The organism is Salmonella sp. SAL04157 (genome assembly GCF_046551635.1).
GTDB classification, from domain to species: Bacteria; Pseudomonadota; Gammaproteobacteria; order Enterobacterales; family Enterobacteriaceae; genus Salmonella; species Salmonella enterica.
This window is the reverse complement of sequence record NZ_JBGDVS010000003.1, coordinates 352,412-370,276: the sequence shown is the minus strand read 5'-3', so window position 1 is coordinate 370,276 and position 17,865 is coordinate 352,412. Positions and strand designations below refer to the sequence as shown.

Annotated in this window: 18 protein-coding genes, 3 tRNA genes and 1 pseudogene; 14 read left to right on the top strand and 8 right to left on the bottom strand. The window is 52.2% G+C overall.

Going from position 1 to position 17,865, the window contains the following annotated elements:
* Position 1: 1 nt before the first annotated feature.
* From ACLJRE_RS08765 to ldtA, 8 genes are all read left to right on the top strand, one after another.
* Entirely contained in the window at positions 2–283 is a 282-nt protein-coding gene (locus tag ACLJRE_RS08765; RefSeq protein WP_000753212.1) for an energy-coupling factor ABC transporter substrate-binding protein, read from the top strand.
* Complete coding sequence (locus ACLJRE_RS08760; RefSeq protein ID WP_000147135.1) at positions 270–947, top strand: energy-coupling factor ABC transporter transmembrane protein; 678 nt, start codon at positions 270–272, stop codon at positions 945–947. Before ACLJRE_RS08765 ends, ACLJRE_RS08760 begins: the two co-directional genes overlap by 14 nt.
* Positions 948–955: 8 nt before the next feature.
* On the top strand, positions 956–1,771 hold the full coding sequence (locus ACLJRE_RS08755; RefSeq protein ID WP_023196897.1) for an energy-coupling factor ABC transporter ATP-binding protein: 816 nt from the start codon (positions 956–958) through the stop codon (positions 1,769–1,771).
* Complete coding sequence (locus ACLJRE_RS08750) at positions 1,768–3,288, top strand: cobyric acid synthase (RefSeq protein WP_000189660.1); 1,521 nt, start codon at positions 1,768–1,770, stop codon at positions 3,286–3,288. Before ACLJRE_RS08755 ends, ACLJRE_RS08750 begins: the two co-directional genes overlap by 4 nt.
* Positions 3,285–3,830: a bifunctional adenosylcobinamide kinase/adenosylcobinamide-phosphate guanylyltransferase gene (gene cobU, locus ACLJRE_RS08745; protein ID WP_000973189.1), complete on the top strand. Its 546-nt coding sequence runs from the start codon at positions 3,285–3,287 to the stop codon at positions 3,828–3,830. The genes ACLJRE_RS08750 and cobU overlap by 4 nt, the downstream gene beginning before the upstream one ends.
* Positions 3,827–4,570, top strand: a complete 744-nt coding sequence (cobS, locus tag ACLJRE_RS08740) for an adenosylcobinamide-GDP ribazoletransferase (RefSeq protein ID WP_000040002.1) — start codon at positions 3,827–3,829, stop codon at positions 4,568–4,570. Before cobU ends, cobS begins: the two co-directional genes overlap by 4 nt.
* A 26-nt stretch (positions 4,571–4,596) precedes the next feature.
* Positions 4,597–5,667: a nicotinate-nucleotide--dimethylbenzimidazole phosphoribosyltransferase gene (cobT, locus tag ACLJRE_RS08735; RefSeq protein ID WP_001193969.1), complete on the top strand. Its 1,071-nt coding sequence runs from the start codon at positions 4,597–4,599 to the stop codon at positions 5,665–5,667.
* 77 nt (positions 5,668–5,744) lie between these two features.
* Entirely contained in the window at positions 5,745–6,674 is a 930-nt protein-coding gene (gene ldtA, locus ACLJRE_RS08730; RefSeq protein WP_001255047.1) for a L,D-transpeptidase, read from the top strand.
* Positions 6,675–6,899: 225 nt separating this feature from the next.
* Here the strand turns inward: ldtA and ACLJRE_RS08725 are convergent.
* Positions 6,900–6,975 (bottom strand) — tRNA-Asn (locus ACLJRE_RS08725).
* A 159-nt stretch (positions 6,976–7,134) separates the two neighbouring features.
* Between ACLJRE_RS08725 and ACLJRE_RS08720 the strand changes: the two genes are divergently transcribed.
* A complete protein-coding gene (locus ACLJRE_RS08720; protein WP_001542574.1) occupies positions 7,135–8,592 on the top strand; it encodes an EmmdR/YeeO family multidrug/toxin efflux MATE transporter in 1,458 nt (485 codons plus the stop codon).
* A gap of 140 nt (positions 8,593–8,732) precedes the next feature.
* Positions 8,733–8,808: transfer RNA gene (locus ACLJRE_RS08715), tRNA-Asn, on the top strand.
* A gap of 501 nt (positions 8,809–9,309) precedes the next feature.
* Here ACLJRE_RS08715 and ACLJRE_RS08710 read toward each other — a convergent pair.
* Positions 9,310–10,764, bottom strand: coding sequence for an AMP nucleosidase (locus ACLJRE_RS08710; RefSeq protein ID WP_023212523.1), 1,455 nt, complete (start codon positions 10,762–10,764; stop codon positions 9,310–9,312).
* 45 nt (positions 10,765–10,809) lie between these two features.
* Here ACLJRE_RS08710 and ACLJRE_RS08705 point away from each other — a divergent pair, with 45 nt between their 5' ends.
* On the top strand, positions 10,810–10,971 hold the full coding sequence (locus ACLJRE_RS08705) for a hypothetical protein (RefSeq protein WP_001531298.1): 162 nt from the start codon (positions 10,810–10,812) through the stop codon (positions 10,969–10,971).
* Here ACLJRE_RS08705 and ACLJRE_RS08700 read toward each other — a convergent pair.
* From ACLJRE_RS08700 to ACLJRE_RS08690, 3 genes and pseudogenes are all read right to left on the bottom strand, one after another.
* Positions 10,960–11,286, bottom strand: a complete 327-nt coding sequence (locus ACLJRE_RS08700) for a DUF1493 family protein (protein WP_000228159.1) — start codon at positions 11,284–11,286, stop codon at positions 10,960–10,962. The genes ACLJRE_RS08705 and ACLJRE_RS08700 overlap by 12 nt on opposite strands.
* Positions 11,280–11,744 (bottom strand): annotated as a pseudogene (locus ACLJRE_RS08695) (STM2901 family protein). Before ACLJRE_RS08695 ends, ACLJRE_RS08700 begins: the two are co-directional and overlap by 7 nt.
* An 803-nt stretch (positions 11,745–12,547) precedes the next feature.
* On the bottom strand, positions 12,548–12,793 hold the full coding sequence (locus tag ACLJRE_RS08690) for a hypothetical protein (protein WP_129462556.1): 246 nt from the start codon (positions 12,791–12,793) through the stop codon (positions 12,548–12,550).
* Positions 12,794–13,156: 363 nt separating this feature from the next.
* On the opposite strand from ACLJRE_RS08690, the gene ACLJRE_RS08685 reads away from it, so the two are divergent.
* Positions 13,157–13,618: a hypothetical protein gene (locus tag ACLJRE_RS08685; protein ID WP_023212521.1), complete on the top strand. Its 462-nt coding sequence runs from the start codon at positions 13,157–13,159 to the stop codon at positions 13,616–13,618.
* Positions 13,615–13,836: a helix-turn-helix domain-containing protein gene (locus ACLJRE_RS08680; RefSeq protein WP_023212520.1), complete on the top strand. Its 222-nt coding sequence runs from the start codon at positions 13,615–13,617 to the stop codon at positions 13,834–13,836. Before ACLJRE_RS08685 ends, ACLJRE_RS08680 begins: the two co-directional genes overlap by 4 nt.
* A gap of 302 nt (positions 13,837–14,138) precedes the next feature.
* Here ACLJRE_RS08680 and ACLJRE_RS08675 read toward each other — a convergent pair whose 3' ends face one another.
* Positions 14,139–14,306 carry a hypothetical protein gene (locus tag ACLJRE_RS08675; protein WP_223202021.1) on the bottom strand — a complete coding sequence of 56 codons (168 nt, stop codon included), beginning with the start codon at positions 14,304–14,306 and terminating at the stop codon, positions 14,139–14,141.
* 263 nt (positions 14,307–14,569) lie between these two features.
* On the opposite strand from ACLJRE_RS08675, the gene ACLJRE_RS08670 reads away from it, so the two are divergent.
* A complete protein-coding gene (locus ACLJRE_RS08670) occupies positions 14,570–15,454 on the top strand; it encodes an integrase domain-containing protein (protein WP_023212519.1) in 885 nt (294 codons plus the stop codon).
* A 799-nt stretch (positions 15,455–16,253) separates the two neighbouring features.
* On the opposite strand, the gene ACLJRE_RS08665 is transcribed toward ACLJRE_RS08670, so the two are convergent.
* The gene (locus tag ACLJRE_RS08665) at positions 16,254–17,516 is read right to left on the bottom strand and encodes a tyrosine-type recombinase/integrase (protein WP_023212518.1); all 1,263 of its coding nucleotides are present in this window, start codon (positions 17,514–17,516) and stop codon (positions 16,254–16,256) included.
* Between the two features lie 161 nt (positions 17,517–17,677).
* Positions 17,678–17,753: transfer RNA gene (locus ACLJRE_RS08660), tRNA-Asn, on the bottom strand.
* Positions 17,754–17,865: the final 112 nt, after the last annotated feature.

Sequence of the window (17,865 nt, the reverse complement as noted above, 5' to 3'; positions counted from 1 at the left end):
AATGAAAAAAACGTTGATGTTGTTAGCGATGGTGGTGGCGCTGGTGATTCTGCCGTTTTTTATTAACCACGGCGGTGAATATGGCGGTTCAGACGGCGAAGCGGAAAGCCAGATTCAGGCTATTGCGCCGCAGTATAAACCCTGGTTTCAGCCGTTATATGAACCCGCCAGCGGTGAAATTGAAAGCCTGCTGTTTACCCTTCAGGGCTCTCTTGGCGCGGCGGTGATTTTTTATATCCTGGGGTATTGCAAAGGTAAACAACGCCGTGATGACCGGGCTTGATCGACTCAGCTATCAAAGCCGCTGGGCACACGTTGCGCCGCAGCGCAAGTTTTTGCTGTGGCTGGCGATGATGATACTGGCGTTTGTTCTGCCGCCTGTAGGGCAGGGCATTGAGCTGCTGATCATTGCCGGATTGAGCTGTTGGCTATTGCGCATATCCCTCTGGCGCTGGTGTCGATGGATGGCGATACCTTTTGGATTTTTGTTGGTCGGCGTGATAACGATTATCTTCAGCATCAGCCGCGAGCCGCAAATGCTGCTGGCTGGCATCTCTGTCGGGCCGTACTGGATCGGGATTACCCGTGCGGGCGTGGTTACGGCGAATGAAACGTTCTGGCGTAGCCTGACGGCGCTGTCCGCGACGTTGTGGCTGGTGATGAACCTACCGTTTCCGCAGTTAATTAGCTTGCTTAAGCGCGCGCATATTCCACGCCTGCTTACTGAGCAAATCCTGTTAACGTGGCGCTTTCTCTTTATTCTTCTGGATGAGGCGGCGGCAATTCGTCGCGCGCAAACGCTGCGTTTTGGTTATTGCAGCCTGCCGAACGGCTATCGATCTCTGGCAATGCTGACTGGACTCCTGTTTACGCGGGTGTTAATGCGTTATCAGCAAATGACCACCACGCTGGATATCAAACTGTATCAGGGTGATTTTCACCTGTAAGGACTATTATGCTTGCCACTTCAGACCTGTGGTTTCGTTATCAGGATGAGCCGGTACTTAAAGGGTTAAATCTGGATTTTTCGCTTTCGCCTGTTACCGGTTTGGTGGGTGCGAACGGCTGTGGGAAGTCTACGCTTTTTATGAACCTGAGCGGCCTGTTGCGTCCGCAAAAAGGGGCCGTGTTGTGGCAGGGAAAACCGCTGGATTACAGCAAGCGCGGACTACTGGCGCTGCGCCAGCAAGTTGCGACGGTTTTTCAGGACCCTGAACAGCAGATTTTTTATACTGATATCGATAGCGATATTGCGTTTAGTTTACGTAATTTGGGGGTGCCGGAAGCGGAAATCACGCGCCGCGTCGACGAGGCGCTAACGCTGGTTGACGCCCAACATTTTCGCCATCAGCCCATTCAGTGTTTGAGTCATGGGCAAAAAAAACGTGTGGCTATCGCCGGAGCGCTGGTGCTACAGGCGCGCTATCTATTGCTGGATGAACCCACTGCTGGTCTCGATCCCGCAGGGCGCACTCAGATGCTTGCTATCATCAGGCGGATTGTGGCGCAGGGCAATCATGTCATTATCTCCAGCCATGATATCGATCTTATTTATGAAATTAGCGATGCCGTATACGTGTTACGTCAGGGCCAGGTCCTGACGCATGGCACGCCTGGCGAGGTTTTCGCGTGTACGGAAGCGATGGAACAAGCGGGGCTAACCCAGCCCTGGCTGGTCAAACTTCATACTCAACTGGGACTGCCGCTGTGTAAAACAGAAACGGAGTTTTTTCATCGAATGCAAAAGTGCGCATTCAGGGAGGCGTCATGACACAGGCAGTTATGTTGCAGGGGACGGCATCCGACGTCGGCAAAAGTGTGCTGGCGGCGGGTTTATGCCGCATTTTTTATCAGGATGGTCTGCGTACCGCGCCGTTTAAATCGCAAAATATGGCGCTTAATTCTGGTATTACGCCGGATGGCAAAGAGATGGGGCGGGCGCAGATTTTTCAGGCGGAAGCCGCGGGGATCACGCCAGATGTGCGTATGAATCCGGTGCTGCTCAAACCGACCAGCGATCGCCAGGCGCAGGTCGTGCTGATGGGGAAAGTGGCGACCAATATGGATGCGGTTAGTTACCATGACTATAAACCGCGTTTGCGTGAGCAAATCCTTGCGGTCTATAACAGCCTGGCGCAGGAATATGACGTTATTGTGCTGGAAGGCGCCGGAAGCCCGGCGGAAATCAATCTGCGCGATCGTGATATCGTCAATATGGGAATGGCGGAAATGGCCCAGTGTCCGGTTATTCTGGTGGCGGATATCGACCGGGGCGGCGTATTCGCCGCTATTTATGGCACGCTGGCGCTGTTGCATAAACAGGAGCGTGACAGAGTAAAGGGCGTCATTATCAACAAATTCCGCGGCGACGTGGCACTACTCTATTCCGGTATCGAACAAATCGAATCGCTTACCGGCGTCCCGGTCCTGGGCGTGATGCCGTGGCTGGATGTGGATCTGGAAGATGAGGATGGCGTCGCGCTGCAAAACGATAAATATCGCGGTAACGCCCCCCGTGATATCACTATTGCCATTGTGCAACTGCCACATATTTCTAACTTTACGGATTTTAACGCTCTGGCGGCGCAGCCGGATGTGCGCATACGCTATATTCGCCGCCCGGAAGCATTGACTGACGTTGATCTGGTGATCCTGCCGGGCAGTAAGAATACGCTGAGCGACCTCGCCTGGCTGCGCGAAAGCGGGATGGCGGATGCGGTATTGCAGACACATCGGCAGGGCGTGCCGGTGATGGGAATTTGCGGCGGCTACCAGATGCTGGGCGACACCATTGTGGATGAGGTGGAGTCGGGGCTGGGTACGCAGCCGGGCCTGGGGCTGCTTAATACGATCACTCGCTTTGCACAGGATAAAACCACGACGCAGGTTAACGCGACAATGTCAGACGAGCTGCCCGGCTGGCTGGCTGCCGCAGCGGGGCTACCGGTACGCGGTTATGAAATTCACATGGGGGAAACGGTGCTGCAGGAAGGATGCTGTACGGCCATGACGTTACAGAAAAATGGATGCTCTGTGGCGGATGGTGCGGTCACCGCCGACGGACTGGCGTTTGGCACTTACCTTCACGGCCTGTTTGACAGCGATGCGTTTACCCGTGCGGTGGTCAATGGGTTACGGGCACGAAAAGGGCTTGCGCCGTGGGAAACGACTTTTTGTTATGCGGAGCATAAAGCGCGGCAATTTGATCTGCTGGCGGAAGCGATGCGGCAACATATTGATATTGATAAAATTTATACCATCATGCAACAACATCAGGAGCCGGTATGATGATTCTGGTGACGGGCGGGGCGCGTAGTGGTAAAAGCCGTCATGCTGAAACCTTAATTGGCGATGCGCCGCAGGTACTGTATATCGCCACCTCGCACATTCTTGATGACGAGATGGCGGCGAGAATTCAGCATCATAAAGATGGCAGGCCGGCACACTGGCGGACCGCAGAATGCTGGCGGCATCTTGATACGTTGATTACCGCGGATCTTGCCCCTGACGACGCGATTTTACTGGAATGTATTACCACCATGGTGACGAATCTGCTGTTTGCGCTGGGAGGAGAAAACGATCCCGAACAGTGGGATTACGCGGCGATGGAGCGCGCCATTGACGATGAAATTCAGATTTTAATTGCAGCCTGCCAGCGCTGCCCGGCGAAAGTGGTACTGGTGACAAATGAGGTGGGAATGGGGATCGTCCCGGAAAATCGTTTGGCGCGCCATTTTCGTGATATTGCCGGTCGGGTCAACCAACGACTGGCGGCAGCGGCGGATGAGGTCTGGCTGGTGGTCTCAGGTATTGGAGTCAAAATTAAATGAGTAAGCTGTTTTGGGCCATGCTCGCTTTTATTAGCCGCTTGCCCGTGCCATCACGCTGGTCGCAGGGACTGGATTTCGAGCAGTATTCGCGTGGGATCGTGATGTTTCCCTTTATCGGGTTGATTCTGGGGGGCGTAAGCGGCCTGATTTTCATCCTCCTGCAATCCTGGTGCGGTATTCCGCTAGCGGCGTTGTTCTGTATTCTGGCGCTGGCGCTGCTGACCGGTGGTTTTCACCTGGATGGGCTGGCCGATACCTGCGATGGCATTTTTTCCGCGCGCCGCCGTGAGCGAATGCTGGAGATTATGCGCGATAGTCGTCTGGGAACCCATGGCGGGCTGGCGCTTATTTTTGTGCTACTGGCAAAAATTCTGGTGGTCAGCGAACTGGCGTTACGTGGAACGCCAATGTTGGCGGCGCTGGCGGCGGCCTGTGCGGCTGGGCGTGGCAGCGCCGTTTTATTGATGTACCGTCATCGCTACGCCCGTGACGAGGGGCTCGGCAATGTATTTATCGGTAAAGTCAGCGGACGGCAAACCTGCATTACTCTGGGATTGGCGGTAATCGTCGCCACGGTATTACTGCCTGGTATGCAAGGACTGGCCGCAATGGTGGTCACACTCGCGGCGATTTTCATCCTTGGCCAGTTGCTTAAACGTACGCTTGGCGGTCAAACCGGCGATACGCTGGGCGCGGCGATCGAACTTGGCGAACTGATCTTTCTGCTGGCTCTGTTATGAGCCGATTATTACGGACGAGACATCTTATGCAGACACTACACGCTTTACTCCGTGACATTCCTGCGCCGGACGCCGAGGCGATGGCGCGTGCGCAGCAACATATTGACGGCCTGCTCAAACCGCCGGGCAGCCTGGGCAGACTGGAAGCCTTAGCCGTTCAGCTCGCGGGAATGCCGGGGCTTAACGGTACGCCGCAGGTAGGTGAAAAGGCGATGCTGGTGATGTGCGCCGACCATGGCGTCTGGGATGAAGGCGTAGCGGTTTCGCCCAAAATCGTGACGGCGATTCAGGCGGCGAATATGACGCGGGGAACAACCGGCGTATGCGTGCTTGCCGCTCAGGCCGGTGCGAAGGTGCATGTCATTGATGTTGGTATTGATGCTGAACCTATTCCTGGCGTAGTTAATATGCGCGTCGCGCGCGGCTGCGGAAATATTGCCGTTGGCCCGGCGATGAGTCGCTCGCAGGCTGAGGAGCTTTTGCTGGAGGTTTCCCGCTACACCTGCGACCTGGCGCAACGCGGCGTGACCTTATTTGGCGTAGGGGAGCTGGGAATGGCGAACACCACGCCAGCCGCCGCGATGGTCAGCGTTTTTACAGGAAGTGATGCAAAAGAGGTGGTGGGGATTGGCGCGAATCTTCCGCCTTCCCGCATCGATAATAAAGTGGACGTCGTGCGGCGGGCGATTGCGATTAATCAGCCCAATCCGCGCGACGGCATTGATGTGTTGTCGAAGGTGGGTGGTTTTGATCTGGTCGGGATGACCGGCGTGATGCTTGGTGCGGCAAGGTGTGGCTTACCCGTATTGCTGGATGGCTTTCTTTCCTACTCGGCAGCGCTGGCGGCCTGTCAGATTGCGCCTGCCGTGAGACCTTATCTGATCCCGTCGCACTTTTCGGCGGAAAAGGGTGCCCGCATCGCGCTCGCGCATTTGTCTATGGAACCCTATTTGCATATGGCGATGCGGTTAGGTGAAGGAAGCGGCGCGGCGCTGGCGATGCCGATCGTGGAAGCCGCGTGCGCCATGTTCCACAATATGGGGGAGTTAGCGGCCAGTAATATTGTCCTGCCGGAGGGGAACGCAAACGCAACATAACCCGGGCGCACAACACCAGCCATGTGAGAAAAAAGCTATACTTAACGCACACCTGCCGCGACAAAGGAAGGGATATAATGCGTCGTACCACACCTTTTTTTCCGTTTTTCGTCTTGTTGGTAAGCCATTTCTCGCTGGCTATAAGCTATCCGTTGCCGCCCGAAGGCAGTCGTCTGGTAGGACAGCCTGTCACAATCGCTGTACCGCAGAACAATACTCAGCCCTTAGAGTCATTTGCCGCCCGCTACGGTCAGGGACTGAGTAATATGCTTGAAGCGAATCCCGGCGTGGATGTGTTTTTACCTCAGTCTGGTTCCACACTGGTAGTGCCGCAGCAGTTGATTCTGCCTGACACCGTTCGTGAAGGTATTGTGGTAAACGTCGCCGAGATGCGCCTTTATTATTATCCCGCAGGCACGAATACGGTTGAGGTGCTACCCATTGGTATTGGTCAGGCTGGCCGTGAAACGCCGCGCAACTGGGTAACTGCGGTTGAACGCAAACAAGATGGCCCGGTTTGGGTGCCAACGGCTAATACGCGTCGGGAATATGCTAAAGAGGGAAAAACGCTGCCCGCGATGGTGCCTGCGGGGCCGGATAACCCTATGGGGCTATACGCAATATATATCGGCAGGTTATATGCCATCCATGGCACTAACGCTAACTTTGGCATTGGCCTTCGCGTCAGTCAGGGCTGTATCCGTTTACGCAATGACGATATTAAATATTTATTCGACCATGTTCCTGTAGGAACCCGCGTTCAGATTATCGACAGGCCCGTTAAATTTTCGGTAGAGCCGGATGGCAGTCGTTGGCTGGAGGTACACGAACCGCTTTCTCGCAACCGTGCTGAATTTGAGTCAGACAAAAAAGTTCCATTGCCCGTTACGCCAGTGCTGCGCACGTTTATCAAAGGGGCTGACGTTGATACTTCGCGGGTTAATGAGGTGCTGGAGCGCCGTTCCGGAATGCCGGTCAACATTAGCGCGGGCAGGTCTGGCCTTTAAATATCCTGCCACATTGCTGGTTTTCATGGGCTGGAGTATCTGTATTAGTAGTGAGTGTCATGGCAGGGGCTTCATTTTCTCAACGAACCGTGAGGCCCCCGATTAAGTCCCCAAAAACTATGGGTGTCAAAAAACCCGGCAAACCTTATCAGGTCAACCGGGTAAAGATAAGTTCTTGTTTTTTAAACGTCTCCGGACTCACCAGGATGTCCCGAAACTAAAATCTGGCTCCTCTGACTGGACTCGAACCAGTGACATACGGATTAACAGTCCGCCGTTCTACCGACTGAACTACAGAGGAATCGTGTGGGGTCGTATATTAGCGGCGGAAAAATTTTTGTCAAACCCCATTTAACCCCTTACAGATTCGATTGCGGGTTATCTCATCACTTTGTTGCATTTGCAGACATTTTTTCTGCAAAAAGCTTTGCAGCCTTACGATTTCTCGCTCATTATTGAAATGTGGTTTCAACTCTCTTCTTTAAGGTCCATTTTGAACGTCTCCACTGCCTTACGCCAGGTTGTCGTCCGTACGCCCTGGTATGCCAAACGCAAGAGTTACAAGGTGTTGTTCTGGCGTGAAATCACCCCACTTGCTATCCCCATTTTTCTGGAAAATACCTGTGTTTTGCTAATGGGCGTGCTCAGTACTTTTCTCGTCAGTTGGCTGGGCAAGGAAGCAATGGCGGGCGTGGGGCTTGCCGACAGTTTTAATATGGTAATTATGGCTTTTTTTGCGGCTATCGATCTTGGTACTACGGTGGTGGTCGCCTTTAGCCTCGGCAAGCGCGACAGGCGACGGGCAAGGGCGGCGGCGCGCCAGTCGCTGGTGATTATGACGCTATTTGCCGTTGTGCTGGCAGTGGTCATTCATTATTTCGGCAGTGAAATTATTAATATTGTCGCAGGCGAGGCGACGCCAGAAGTAAAGGGGCTGGCGTTAACGTACCTTGAACTGACGGTGCTGAGTTATCCGGCTGCGGCAATTGCGCTAATCGGTAGCGGCGCGCTGCGTGGGGCAGGGAATACGAAAATCCCGTTGATGATTAACGGCGGGATGAACATTCTCAATATTATCATCAGCAGCATCCTGATTTACGGGGCTTTCTCCTGGCAAGGGCTGGGTTTTGCCGGCGCGGGGCTGGGATTAACCATTTCGCGCTACATCGGCGCGGTAGCGATTATTTGGGTGCTGATGATTGGTTTTAATCCGGCGCTGCGCATTCCGCTGAAAAGCTATCTGAAGCCGCTGAATTTCGGCATTATCTGGGAAGTGATGGGTATCGGTATTCCGGCGAGCATTGAGTCAGTGCTGTTCAACGGTGGCAAGCTACTGACACAAATGTTTGTCGCCGGAATGGGCACTAACGTTATTGCGGGTAACTTTATTGCCTTTTCCGTGGCGGCGCTTATCAACCTGCCGGGTAACGCCCTTGGTTCGGCGTCGACTATTATCACTGGTAAGCGTCTTGGTACCGGGCAAATTGGTCAGGCAGAGCGTCAACTGCGCCATGTATTCTGGATGTCAACTATCGTACTTACGGCAATTGCCTGGGGGACAGCGCCGTTCGCGGGTCTGTTTGCCTCATTTTATACCCAGGAGCAGGACGTAAAAGAGGTAGTGAAAGTTCTGCTCTGGCTTAATGCCGCCTTTATGCCAATTTGGGCGGCCGCGTGGGTGTTGCCGTCGGGTTTTAAAGGCGCGCGCGATGTGCGATTTGCGATGTGGGTATCGATGCTGGGGATGTGGGGCTGTCGCGTTGTGGCAGGGTATACGCTTGGTATTGTGCTGGGTATGGGGGTTGTAGGGGTTTGGCTGGGGATGTTTCTTGACTGGGCCGTGCGCGGCGCACTGTTTTACTGGCGTCTGGTAAGCGGGCGCTGGCTGTGGAGATACCCGCGCGTAAAGAGGGAGTAAGCGCTTTTTGCTGTGAAAATCATCAGGAAACGGTGAATTTTAACCGAAGTGTGGAATAAAACAGCAAACGAACTTTTTTTGTGAAAACAGGCTTTGACAAGCCAGGGGCACCTCGTTAATATTCGCCCCGTTCACACGATTCCTCTGTAGTTCAGTCGGTAGAACGGCGGACTGTTAATCCGTATGTCACTGGTTCGAGTCCAGTCAGAGGAGCCAAATTCCTGTTTTCAGGCGTACTTATAAGTCACTATTCAGTTAGGTTCCAATAAGTTAGCGTGAAAATCTTTCCCGATGTGTGTCTGGTTTTTCCTGCGTATCCGGCGAAATTAGTGGTCTGATTTGGGGCCATTTCAGTTCGATAATGGCGTGACCACCCTATATTCCTGTCCGACACGAAAATCCGCAGTATCAAGCCTTTTGATAACCCCTTTAAACTGATCGATTCACACGATTGTATCTGCTTGTCAATCCGGGCTTGTGGGTCAGGCGCTCAAGGAGCGTGAAGTGTGGCGCAATGTTTTCGCCTTCCGGCGCGTTTCCTGGCGTAGACGTGATTATCGGCGACAGGTCTCCGGCGATGGTGATGAAGCTCGCGGCACAATAAGGCCTTAGCGGGATGCGGAATCGCCTCCCGCTAAGGCTTCATTCAGCCACTTTCCATATCATATAAATACGCCTCTTCCGCTCCTGTCCAACAGCAGGCGACAGCTCATTTCGTTAGCGAAACGGTGGCTCATTAAACGTGCGTAATTTACGTGAGTGCAAACGATCACCTTCTGCGCGTAGCAAATCAATAGCACGAATACCAATTTGCAAATGTTCTGAAATAGCCCCCTCATAAAACCGGTTTGCCTGCCCGGGCAGTTTAATTTCACCGTGTAAAGGTTTGTCAGAAACACAAAGCAACGTGCCGTAAGGCACACGAAAGCGATAGCCCTGGGCTGCAATCGTCGCGCTCTCCATATCAATCGCAACCGCGCGGCTAAGGTTGAATCGCAGCGCCGATGCGGAATAACGAAGCTCCCAGTTACGATCATCCGTGGTGACGACTGTTCCCGTGCGCAGTCGCTGTTTCACCTCTTCGCCGGGCATTCCGCTAACCGCTTTGGTAGCGTCGTACAGTGCACGCTGTACTTCCGCAATGCTTGGAATAGGAATATCAGGCGGTAGAACGGCATCCAGCACATGATCATCGCGTAAGTAGGCATGGGCCAGCACATAATCGCCAATCGCCTGACTTTCTCGTAACCCTCCACAGTGCCCAATCATAAGCCAGACGTCAGGCCGCAACACGGCCAAATGGTCGCAAATCGTTTTAGCATTTGAAGGGCCGACACCAATATTTACCAGCGTAATCCCCTGCCCATCTGCCGTTACCAGGTGCCAGGCGGGCATCTGATGCTTCTTCCAGGCCAGATCGGAAATAGCCTCTTCCGGCGCTTCCGTTTCTGCCGTGATCCAAATTCCGCCGGCACAGGAAAGCGCGATATAGGGGCTGTCAGGATCAAGAATTTGGCTGCATCCCCAGCGCACAAACTCATCGACATAGCGGGTGTAGTTGGTAAACAAAACGAAGGGCTGAAAATGTTCAACCGGCGTACCGGTATAGTGCCGTAACCGGGCCAACGAGAAGTCAACACGACGCGCGTCGAAGTGCGATAACGGATAGAATTCGCCGGGGTGGAACAGACCGTCTGCCGTCTCATCGCCAATCTGCGCCAGTTCTGTGGTAGGAAAATGGCGCGTTAGCCCGGCGCTCATAGAACGATCCAGCGTCAGAGCTGAGCCGTCAATCACGTAAGGATACGGGATCTCATGGTGCGAGGCCTCCACCGCAATATGCGCGCCATAATCATGATAAACGAGGTTAAGCTGTTCCAGAAGATAAGCGCGAAATAGCGCAGGCCGCGTAACGGTAGTGGTATAACAGCCGGGATGAGTAAAGCGTCCAAAAGCGCGTGTTTTAGGCGGGTTCGGTGTCGCGCCATCCCAGCTTACAGACAGCGAAGGATAAACAAACAGTCCGTTAAGCCTGGCATGGGGATCGGGCAGCGTGCCGTTATCAACATACTCAGCGATGGCTTCACGGAGCGCGTTAACCGACTGCTCGTACAGCTCCTCCAGGCGATCCAGCGCCTGCTCGGGCGTCAGGTTTGTGCCTTTATTTTCCATATTATTCTCCTTAGCGTTCACAGGTGAGGCACGTCATTCGATAGTATGACAGCAAAGGAAGAAACTAAAAGGGTTAGCGTAAGGGCGGCGGCAGTAAACATGAACCCTTTAAAAAGAAAAGAGAACTATCTTAGCGCCACCATCATCGCTCAAAAAGAAGGGTACTGGTACAGCCATTTGTTAAGTTCATTACAATTAGTCATATAACCATTTCCCGGCTTTTGCTGACTCGATCAGCATGCTGATAGTGAAATCTGGGACGGGTACAGGCTCCGTTTTCTTGAACGGATGCCATGAAAAAGGGTGATTAGGAAAATAGGTTTCTATTCTGAAGTTACCTCGCTCGACATTGAGTTTCTCGAAGAATTTATTCATGAGATCTTCGGCTTCAAGTTCATCAATGCTCAGATCAGTATCAAGGTCAATCTCTGGTGTTAATTCCACTTGCTTAATGTTGAACAGATATGTGCCAGCATAAGGCCGTACAAGCTCGTAAACTTGCTGTTCAATATTGTCTACCATAACTTATCATTGCCCCGAGCAATGGTATTGTAGTCGCGTATAGTGCGATATGTTATTTGTGACACATCTGCGGCAAGGATAATTTCCCCGATCAAAGGAATGGAACGTCCAACAAACGGCGCAATGTTACGAACCATAACACGTCTGGCTGTCCATGGGGTGTAACCGCCTAACCATGTCGGAAGGGATATTCCAAAGGGAAATTTTGACTTTTTAAACACTGCACGTGCAGTCCTGGACGCGTATGATGTGCCTTTAGTCGCTCCAGCGGGTTTCGCCCTTGTCCAGAGATTATTACGACCTGATACCAGAGCAACAACGGCCCCGAAATCTGCAACACCAATCCCAAACTGGCTTGCGGTATTCTCACAAAAAATCATAAACAGAAGTTCGGCAGCAGTCAGATTGGATTTTCCTGCATAGAAGTATGTTCCATTTAGTTCTTATACTGTATCCATTAGAAACTCTATAGTTGCCATTTTGGTTTACTTATTGTACAGCCTTGTTTCGAATGAAAGAAATCAATCATTTGGGAAAGAACGGATCAAGATCACGGGAAATATCTGAAATCAGATGAAAGAGACGGTCGCGATTCCCACTAGGGGCATCACCTGGCAAGCTTGTGTGATCGCTCCGTTTGAACCGAACACATCTATATGTCAGCATACTGATACGGGCTTGATCTTGCGGATAGCGGTATCGGTTAATGCCATACGTGGGGGCTCCATTTTTCCAACGAACCGTGAGGCCCCCGATTAAGCCCCCAAAAACTATGGATGTCAAAAAACCCGGCAAACCTTATCAGGTCAACCGGGTAAAGATAAGCTCTTGTTTTTTTTAACGTCTCCGGACTCACCAGGATGTCCCAAAACTAAAATTTGGCTCCTCTGACTGGGATCGCTTTTGCCATTAACTGGCTGATTGGTAAGCTAAACCTAAAAGGTTGGGTTGTCAAGACCACCAGAATGACCACCTTTTCGGAACCCCATTTTCTACACGTTGCTGTGGTTGTTGTGCTAATGAGTTGTTTTGAATGCTGCTGTGTCCTGATGATGGTAAGGCTATTTTTATAGCATTTATCTGAGTAGAGGTTAACAAATTCTGGGTTTGACCGCTAGGTACGGTTCCCTGTAAAACAATTTGTTAAACCCCACCCTAAACCATCCTGCAAGTCGTAAATGATCATCTATCCGCTTACCGCAGTGGCCTAACACTCGGATGCGCGTGTCATAAAAAAACACATACACTGAAATTATAAGTGTTATTTTATTTTTCTAAAGGCAGATGTAATAAGCCCCAAAAAACCTCTGGAGCCTATTATTATTGAACTAATTACAAAATAAATAACACATACAACCCTCAAGCCAGAAGCACCCGAAAAGTCAACCACAAAACCAATTTTTCCAGAGAGGAAATGGCTAAAAGTCGTCAAACTACTTAAAAGCAATATATACCCAATACTTATTATTAGTCTGTTTTTTATATAGCTGGGACGAACCTGTTTCATTGGCAAACCGCTCCGCGAACCTTTTGTCACCATAACAGTCAGGAAGTAAAAGCTCCGTTTCTTGCCTAAAAAAACCGTGACTTCCCCTTGCCAGTATTAACCGGTCGCGGTATCGTCTTACCTGTACCTGCAAAATCAGGTGCCGGGATTAGCCTCCTGATTGACTTCATCGACGACACAAAGGCGCGTCTGCGCTTTTTTTGTGTCGTGCGTTCTGCCACATCTCAATGGTGGGCCGGGCGGGGGCGCTGCAAAGCGCGCCGGTGTCGATGAGGCCGGTAAGGCTAACCCCGTCCGGTTCCACCACCATGAGATTAGCCTCTCCGGTGGTGGTGATAAATACTGCTCATCGGAGGATGCCCTATGGCTACTACCCTCACCCAGACACACCCGTTACTTTCCGTTTCCTTTAACGCCGCTACGGATTTCACCGTACTGGCCGGGCACTGCAAACAGTTCGCCGAAATCCTGGTTGAACACGACGATCCCACGCTGAAAATGGCGCTTTGCGGCAGGCTTAACGCCTGTCTGCAACTGCTCCAGCCCTCGCTGCTCGATCCGATCCCGGATCATATGATGGACAGCCTGACCGTTGACACGCTCCCCACCCGCTCACCGCGTTTCGATCCCGAATGTACGGAACTTTGCCACTACTGCCTTGCCCTGACGCAGGTGCTGACGGGGCAGGGGTTGTTACCAGAAACCCGGAATTACCTTGGTTGCCTGTTGTACGACCTGATCCACTATTTCTCTGATGAAATCACGGCCCCGCGCTGGCTGCGTACCGCCGACGGCGTGAAGTTTATTGATGGGGTGGCGGCATGATGCAACCAGACTGGCACTCCGCCGACATTATCGCGGCGCTGAAAAAGCAGGGAACGTCTCTTTCTGCCGTTTCCCGTAACTCAGGGCTGGCATCCTCAACGCTGGCAAATGCGCTGATAAGGCACTGGCCCAAAGGCGAAAGGCTGATCGCCGAAGCATTGGGTATTGCACCAGAGCAAATCTGGCCTTCCCGCTACCGCAAGCCTGAAAATGGCTAAATCGTCTCTCCCGATCTTCTGATGGCTTTGCTGTCAGAAGATCGGGAGAAGGCAAGCGAAGCGCGACAGTGCAGGTTCGCAAAAATCCTTTTTGACGCAAAAACAGTTTTTCCTTTCTGCGCCAGCGGTACTGGCATAGTCTCCCTCCTGCTCCATGCTGTCGTTGACAGCGCCCAACGCTTCGCAACCTGAAAGAAGCGCCTGTTATCAGGACGGTTGAGCCGTTTACCGGTGCAGACCTCTGCAAACACCGGGTCGCAGAACATCGCGACGGAGGTCTGAGTTTTAACACGATACGTCCTTTACTGCGCCAGCCTGCGGGTCTGAATCTGCACCAACGATAAATTTTCAGACACTGCACCAGTCCAGTGCGTCACTTTAACCGCGCAGAGCGGGAAAGTGACGCACGCAGCCCTTTCGACCGGCACCAGACAACTCAACTGCGCCAGTTCACGGCTGGATTCTGACACCGCCTTTTCAGGCTATCTGACCATAAGGAGAACATGAACCGATACCGAGGCGGATCTGGACGATCCGGGGGATAACCCGCGCAAGCGGGCGGCTGCTCTGAGAGCACAACCGAAGCCCCACCACACCTCAACGGCTGCCGCCCCGGCGCTCAGGTATCGTTCGCAGCCCCGACAAAAAAACAGGGGCTATCGGCCAGTGCGCCGGGGAAAGCTGTATCAGTTTTTGGGTGACGAATTTGCGGCAATCATGAAAGGGGGAGAATATGGGGATTCTGGAGCAGGAAATGAAGCGGCTTGCACAACAGGCGGGCGGCAGCCATAAAACCGTTCACGACCGCATTAAGCTGACGCAGCGGTTTTGTGAACGTCTGGTACTGGCGCAGAATGTACAAATCCGCCGGGTGGAGCAGATTAAGGCGCGGCATATCGAGGGGTATATCCGCGAGCGACTCGCGCAGGGCATTACAAAACGTTCCCTGCAAAACGAAATGGCGGCGGTGCGCTGCATTCTGAAACAGGCCGGGCGCGACAGGCTGGCGCAGAGTGAGCGACTGAACAACCGTTCTCTTGGTCTGTCCGGCGCATCCCGCAACGGTACGAAGCTGGCGATCACGCCGGATCATTACCGGTATGTACTGGAAAACGCCCGCGTAAAAGATCCGGGACTGGCGGCTGCGCTGGAACTCTCAAGGCTGATGGGATTACGTTCGCAGGAGGCGGTGCAGAGCGTACAGTCGCTGAAAACGTGGCGACAGGCGCTGGAGCGCGGTGACACCCGCTTAACCGTGGTGTTTGGTACCAAAGGCGGGCGACCCCGTGAGACGATTATTCTTGATGCTGTCGCTGTCAGAAAAGCGCTGGATAATGCGCTGGTTGTGGCGGAAGATCGCCACGGCAGGCTGATAGATAAGCCGGATCTGAAAAACGCGATGAAATACTGGCACAGTCAGGCGGCACGTCTCGGTTTAACAGGGGAATATTCCCCGCACTCGTTGCGCTATGCGTGGGCGCAGGATGCTATTTGTCATTATCTGGTGCAGGGATTTTGTGAGAAAGAAGCACTGGCAATGACGGCGATGGATTTGGGCCACGGCGACGGGCGCGGGCGGTATGTGGCGCAGGTTTACGGGCGAAGGTATACTGACTGATAGCTGTTGCCTTGAAAAGATCGCGTTATCCATCGGTTTTCGTACAAAAAATTTTGTCCCCAAAATTTTTTGTACGATTTCCTATCAATACTGACAAGGACAATAATTATCGGCTATTAAATTCATGACTGTTCATGATAAATCAATTTGTTATGTTTTAGTGGTCGATTTTTGATAGCCAACACATTATAAAATACTCGTTATTCATCGTTATTCACCGAAAAAATTTCTACGTAGAAAATTTTTGTACGGTTTCCTCTTAATAACGGTGCTTACGAACGGTGTAGCCTATTAACAGGATTCTGGTACAGCATTACGGTCTTTTTGCTGATGATTGCGCCAGCAAAAGGAAAAAGGCCCGATAAAGGTAAAGGGCGACTAAGGGTAACAGCGCCAGACCGGAAAAGGCCAAAGGGCTTAAAAGGATAAAGCTGGCGCAGATCGATATATACGGAGATATCTGGTACAGCCCTGCCGTATACAGGCGATGACAGGCTGGTGCAGATAGACTGTAATAGTGAACTGGTGCAATTATGTCATATCGGTAAATCGGTTTCTGGGGCAGATTGTCTGGCAGCTATTGCCTGGAAATTGTTCACCTTAAATAATTTCAATATTTACCTATTAATTCGCGGAGTATTGATAGATTTTCGTGCAAAAATATTCTACGTAGAATAATTTTGTAGGCTTTCCTATTAACAACCCAAAAATTGAAGTTAAATCCTTTCAATACAAAAAGCAGATCCAGATTCAATCAGGATCTGCTTTTTCATTTTTAATAAATTATGCCGTCTCCGGCTCAGGCCGCTTTATGCCGCCGCGCATAGATATAGGGTGCAACGTACCCCTCGCGGCTTACGTCAAGATAGTCCGACCACCACTGCATCATGGCTTTACGGGCGTCGAGGTGCTCGGCGCGGTGAATGTAAGCCGCCCGCACGCTGTTACGCTCCTGATGGCTCATCTGTCGCTCCACGGCATCCTGCGACCAGAGTTCAGATTCCACCAGTGCGCTACAGGCCATTGCCCGGAAGCCATGCCCGCAGACGTCGGTTTTGGTATCGTAGCCCATCAGACGCAGCGCCCGGTTGATGGTATTTTCGCTCATCGGCTTATACGGGTTATGGTCGCCGGGGAACACCAGTTCCAGATGCCCGGAGATTTCCTTTATCTGCTTTAGAATGGTGATCGCCTGATGAGATAGCGGGACAATATGCGGGGTACGCATTTTTGCGCCACGGCCAGAGAAGCGGACTTTCTCAATTGTTTCCCGTGTGGCGGGAATGGTCCAGATTTTATGTCTGAAATCTATCTCGCTCCAGCGGGCAAAGCGCAGTTCGCTGGAACGAATAAACAGGTGGAGAGTCAACACCACTGCCAGCCTTGTTAATTGCCGTCCCTGCTGATAGTCGCCAATGCGCTCAAACAATTCGGGCAACCGCTCCAGCGGCAGGGCGGGATAGTGCTTTTTTACCGGCGGCGCGGTGACGCCTTCCAGATGCAGCGCCGGATTGTTTTCAGTCAGTCCCTGCTGAACGGCGTAACGCATGATGTTGCAGAGTTGCTGCCGGGTACGGGACGCGACTTCCAGAAAGCCTTTATCCTCGATAACTTTCAGCAACGCCGTGAAATGCTGCGTTTTCAACATTGTGACGGGCAGATGACCGATTGCCGGGAAAATATGGTTTTTCATACTGGCAAGGATGCGCTCTGCATAGTCAGCCGACCACTTTTTGTTGGTTTTGTGCCATGCCACCGCAACAGCCTCAAAGCATTTTTCCGGTGATGCGGCGGCTTTTTCAGTCATGCGTTGTTGTGCGGGATTGATATTCTGCGTCAGCAGTTTACGGATACCGTCGCGCTGCTGGCGGGCGTCGGAAAGCGAGACCTGCGGGTATGCGCCTAACGCGATGCGGGATTCTTTTCGGTTGAAGCGATATTTGAGATACCAGAGGCGTGAACCGCCCGGATTGACAAGCAGATACAGACCGTGTGAATCAGTCAGTTTAAAGGGTTTATCAGACGGCTTGATACTGCGGATTTTCGCGTCGGACAGGGACATATGGTGGTCACTCCATTATCGAACTGAAATGACCCCAAATCAGACCACCAATTTCGCCGGATGCGCAGGGAAAACCAGATACGCATCGGGAAAGATTTTCACGCTAACTTATTGAAACCTAATTGAATAGGGGCTTATAAGCACGCCTGAAAACAGGAATTTGGCTCCTCTGACTGGACTCGAACCAGTGACATACGGATTAACAGTCCGCCGTTCTACCGACTGAACTACAGAGGAATCGTGTGAACGGGGCGCATAGTAACGATGTGCGATCGGCTTGTCAAAGGGGGAAATAAGATTGCGCGTTTGTTTGCTGACAAAAACAACAAAGCGTTGAAGTTTTGATCTA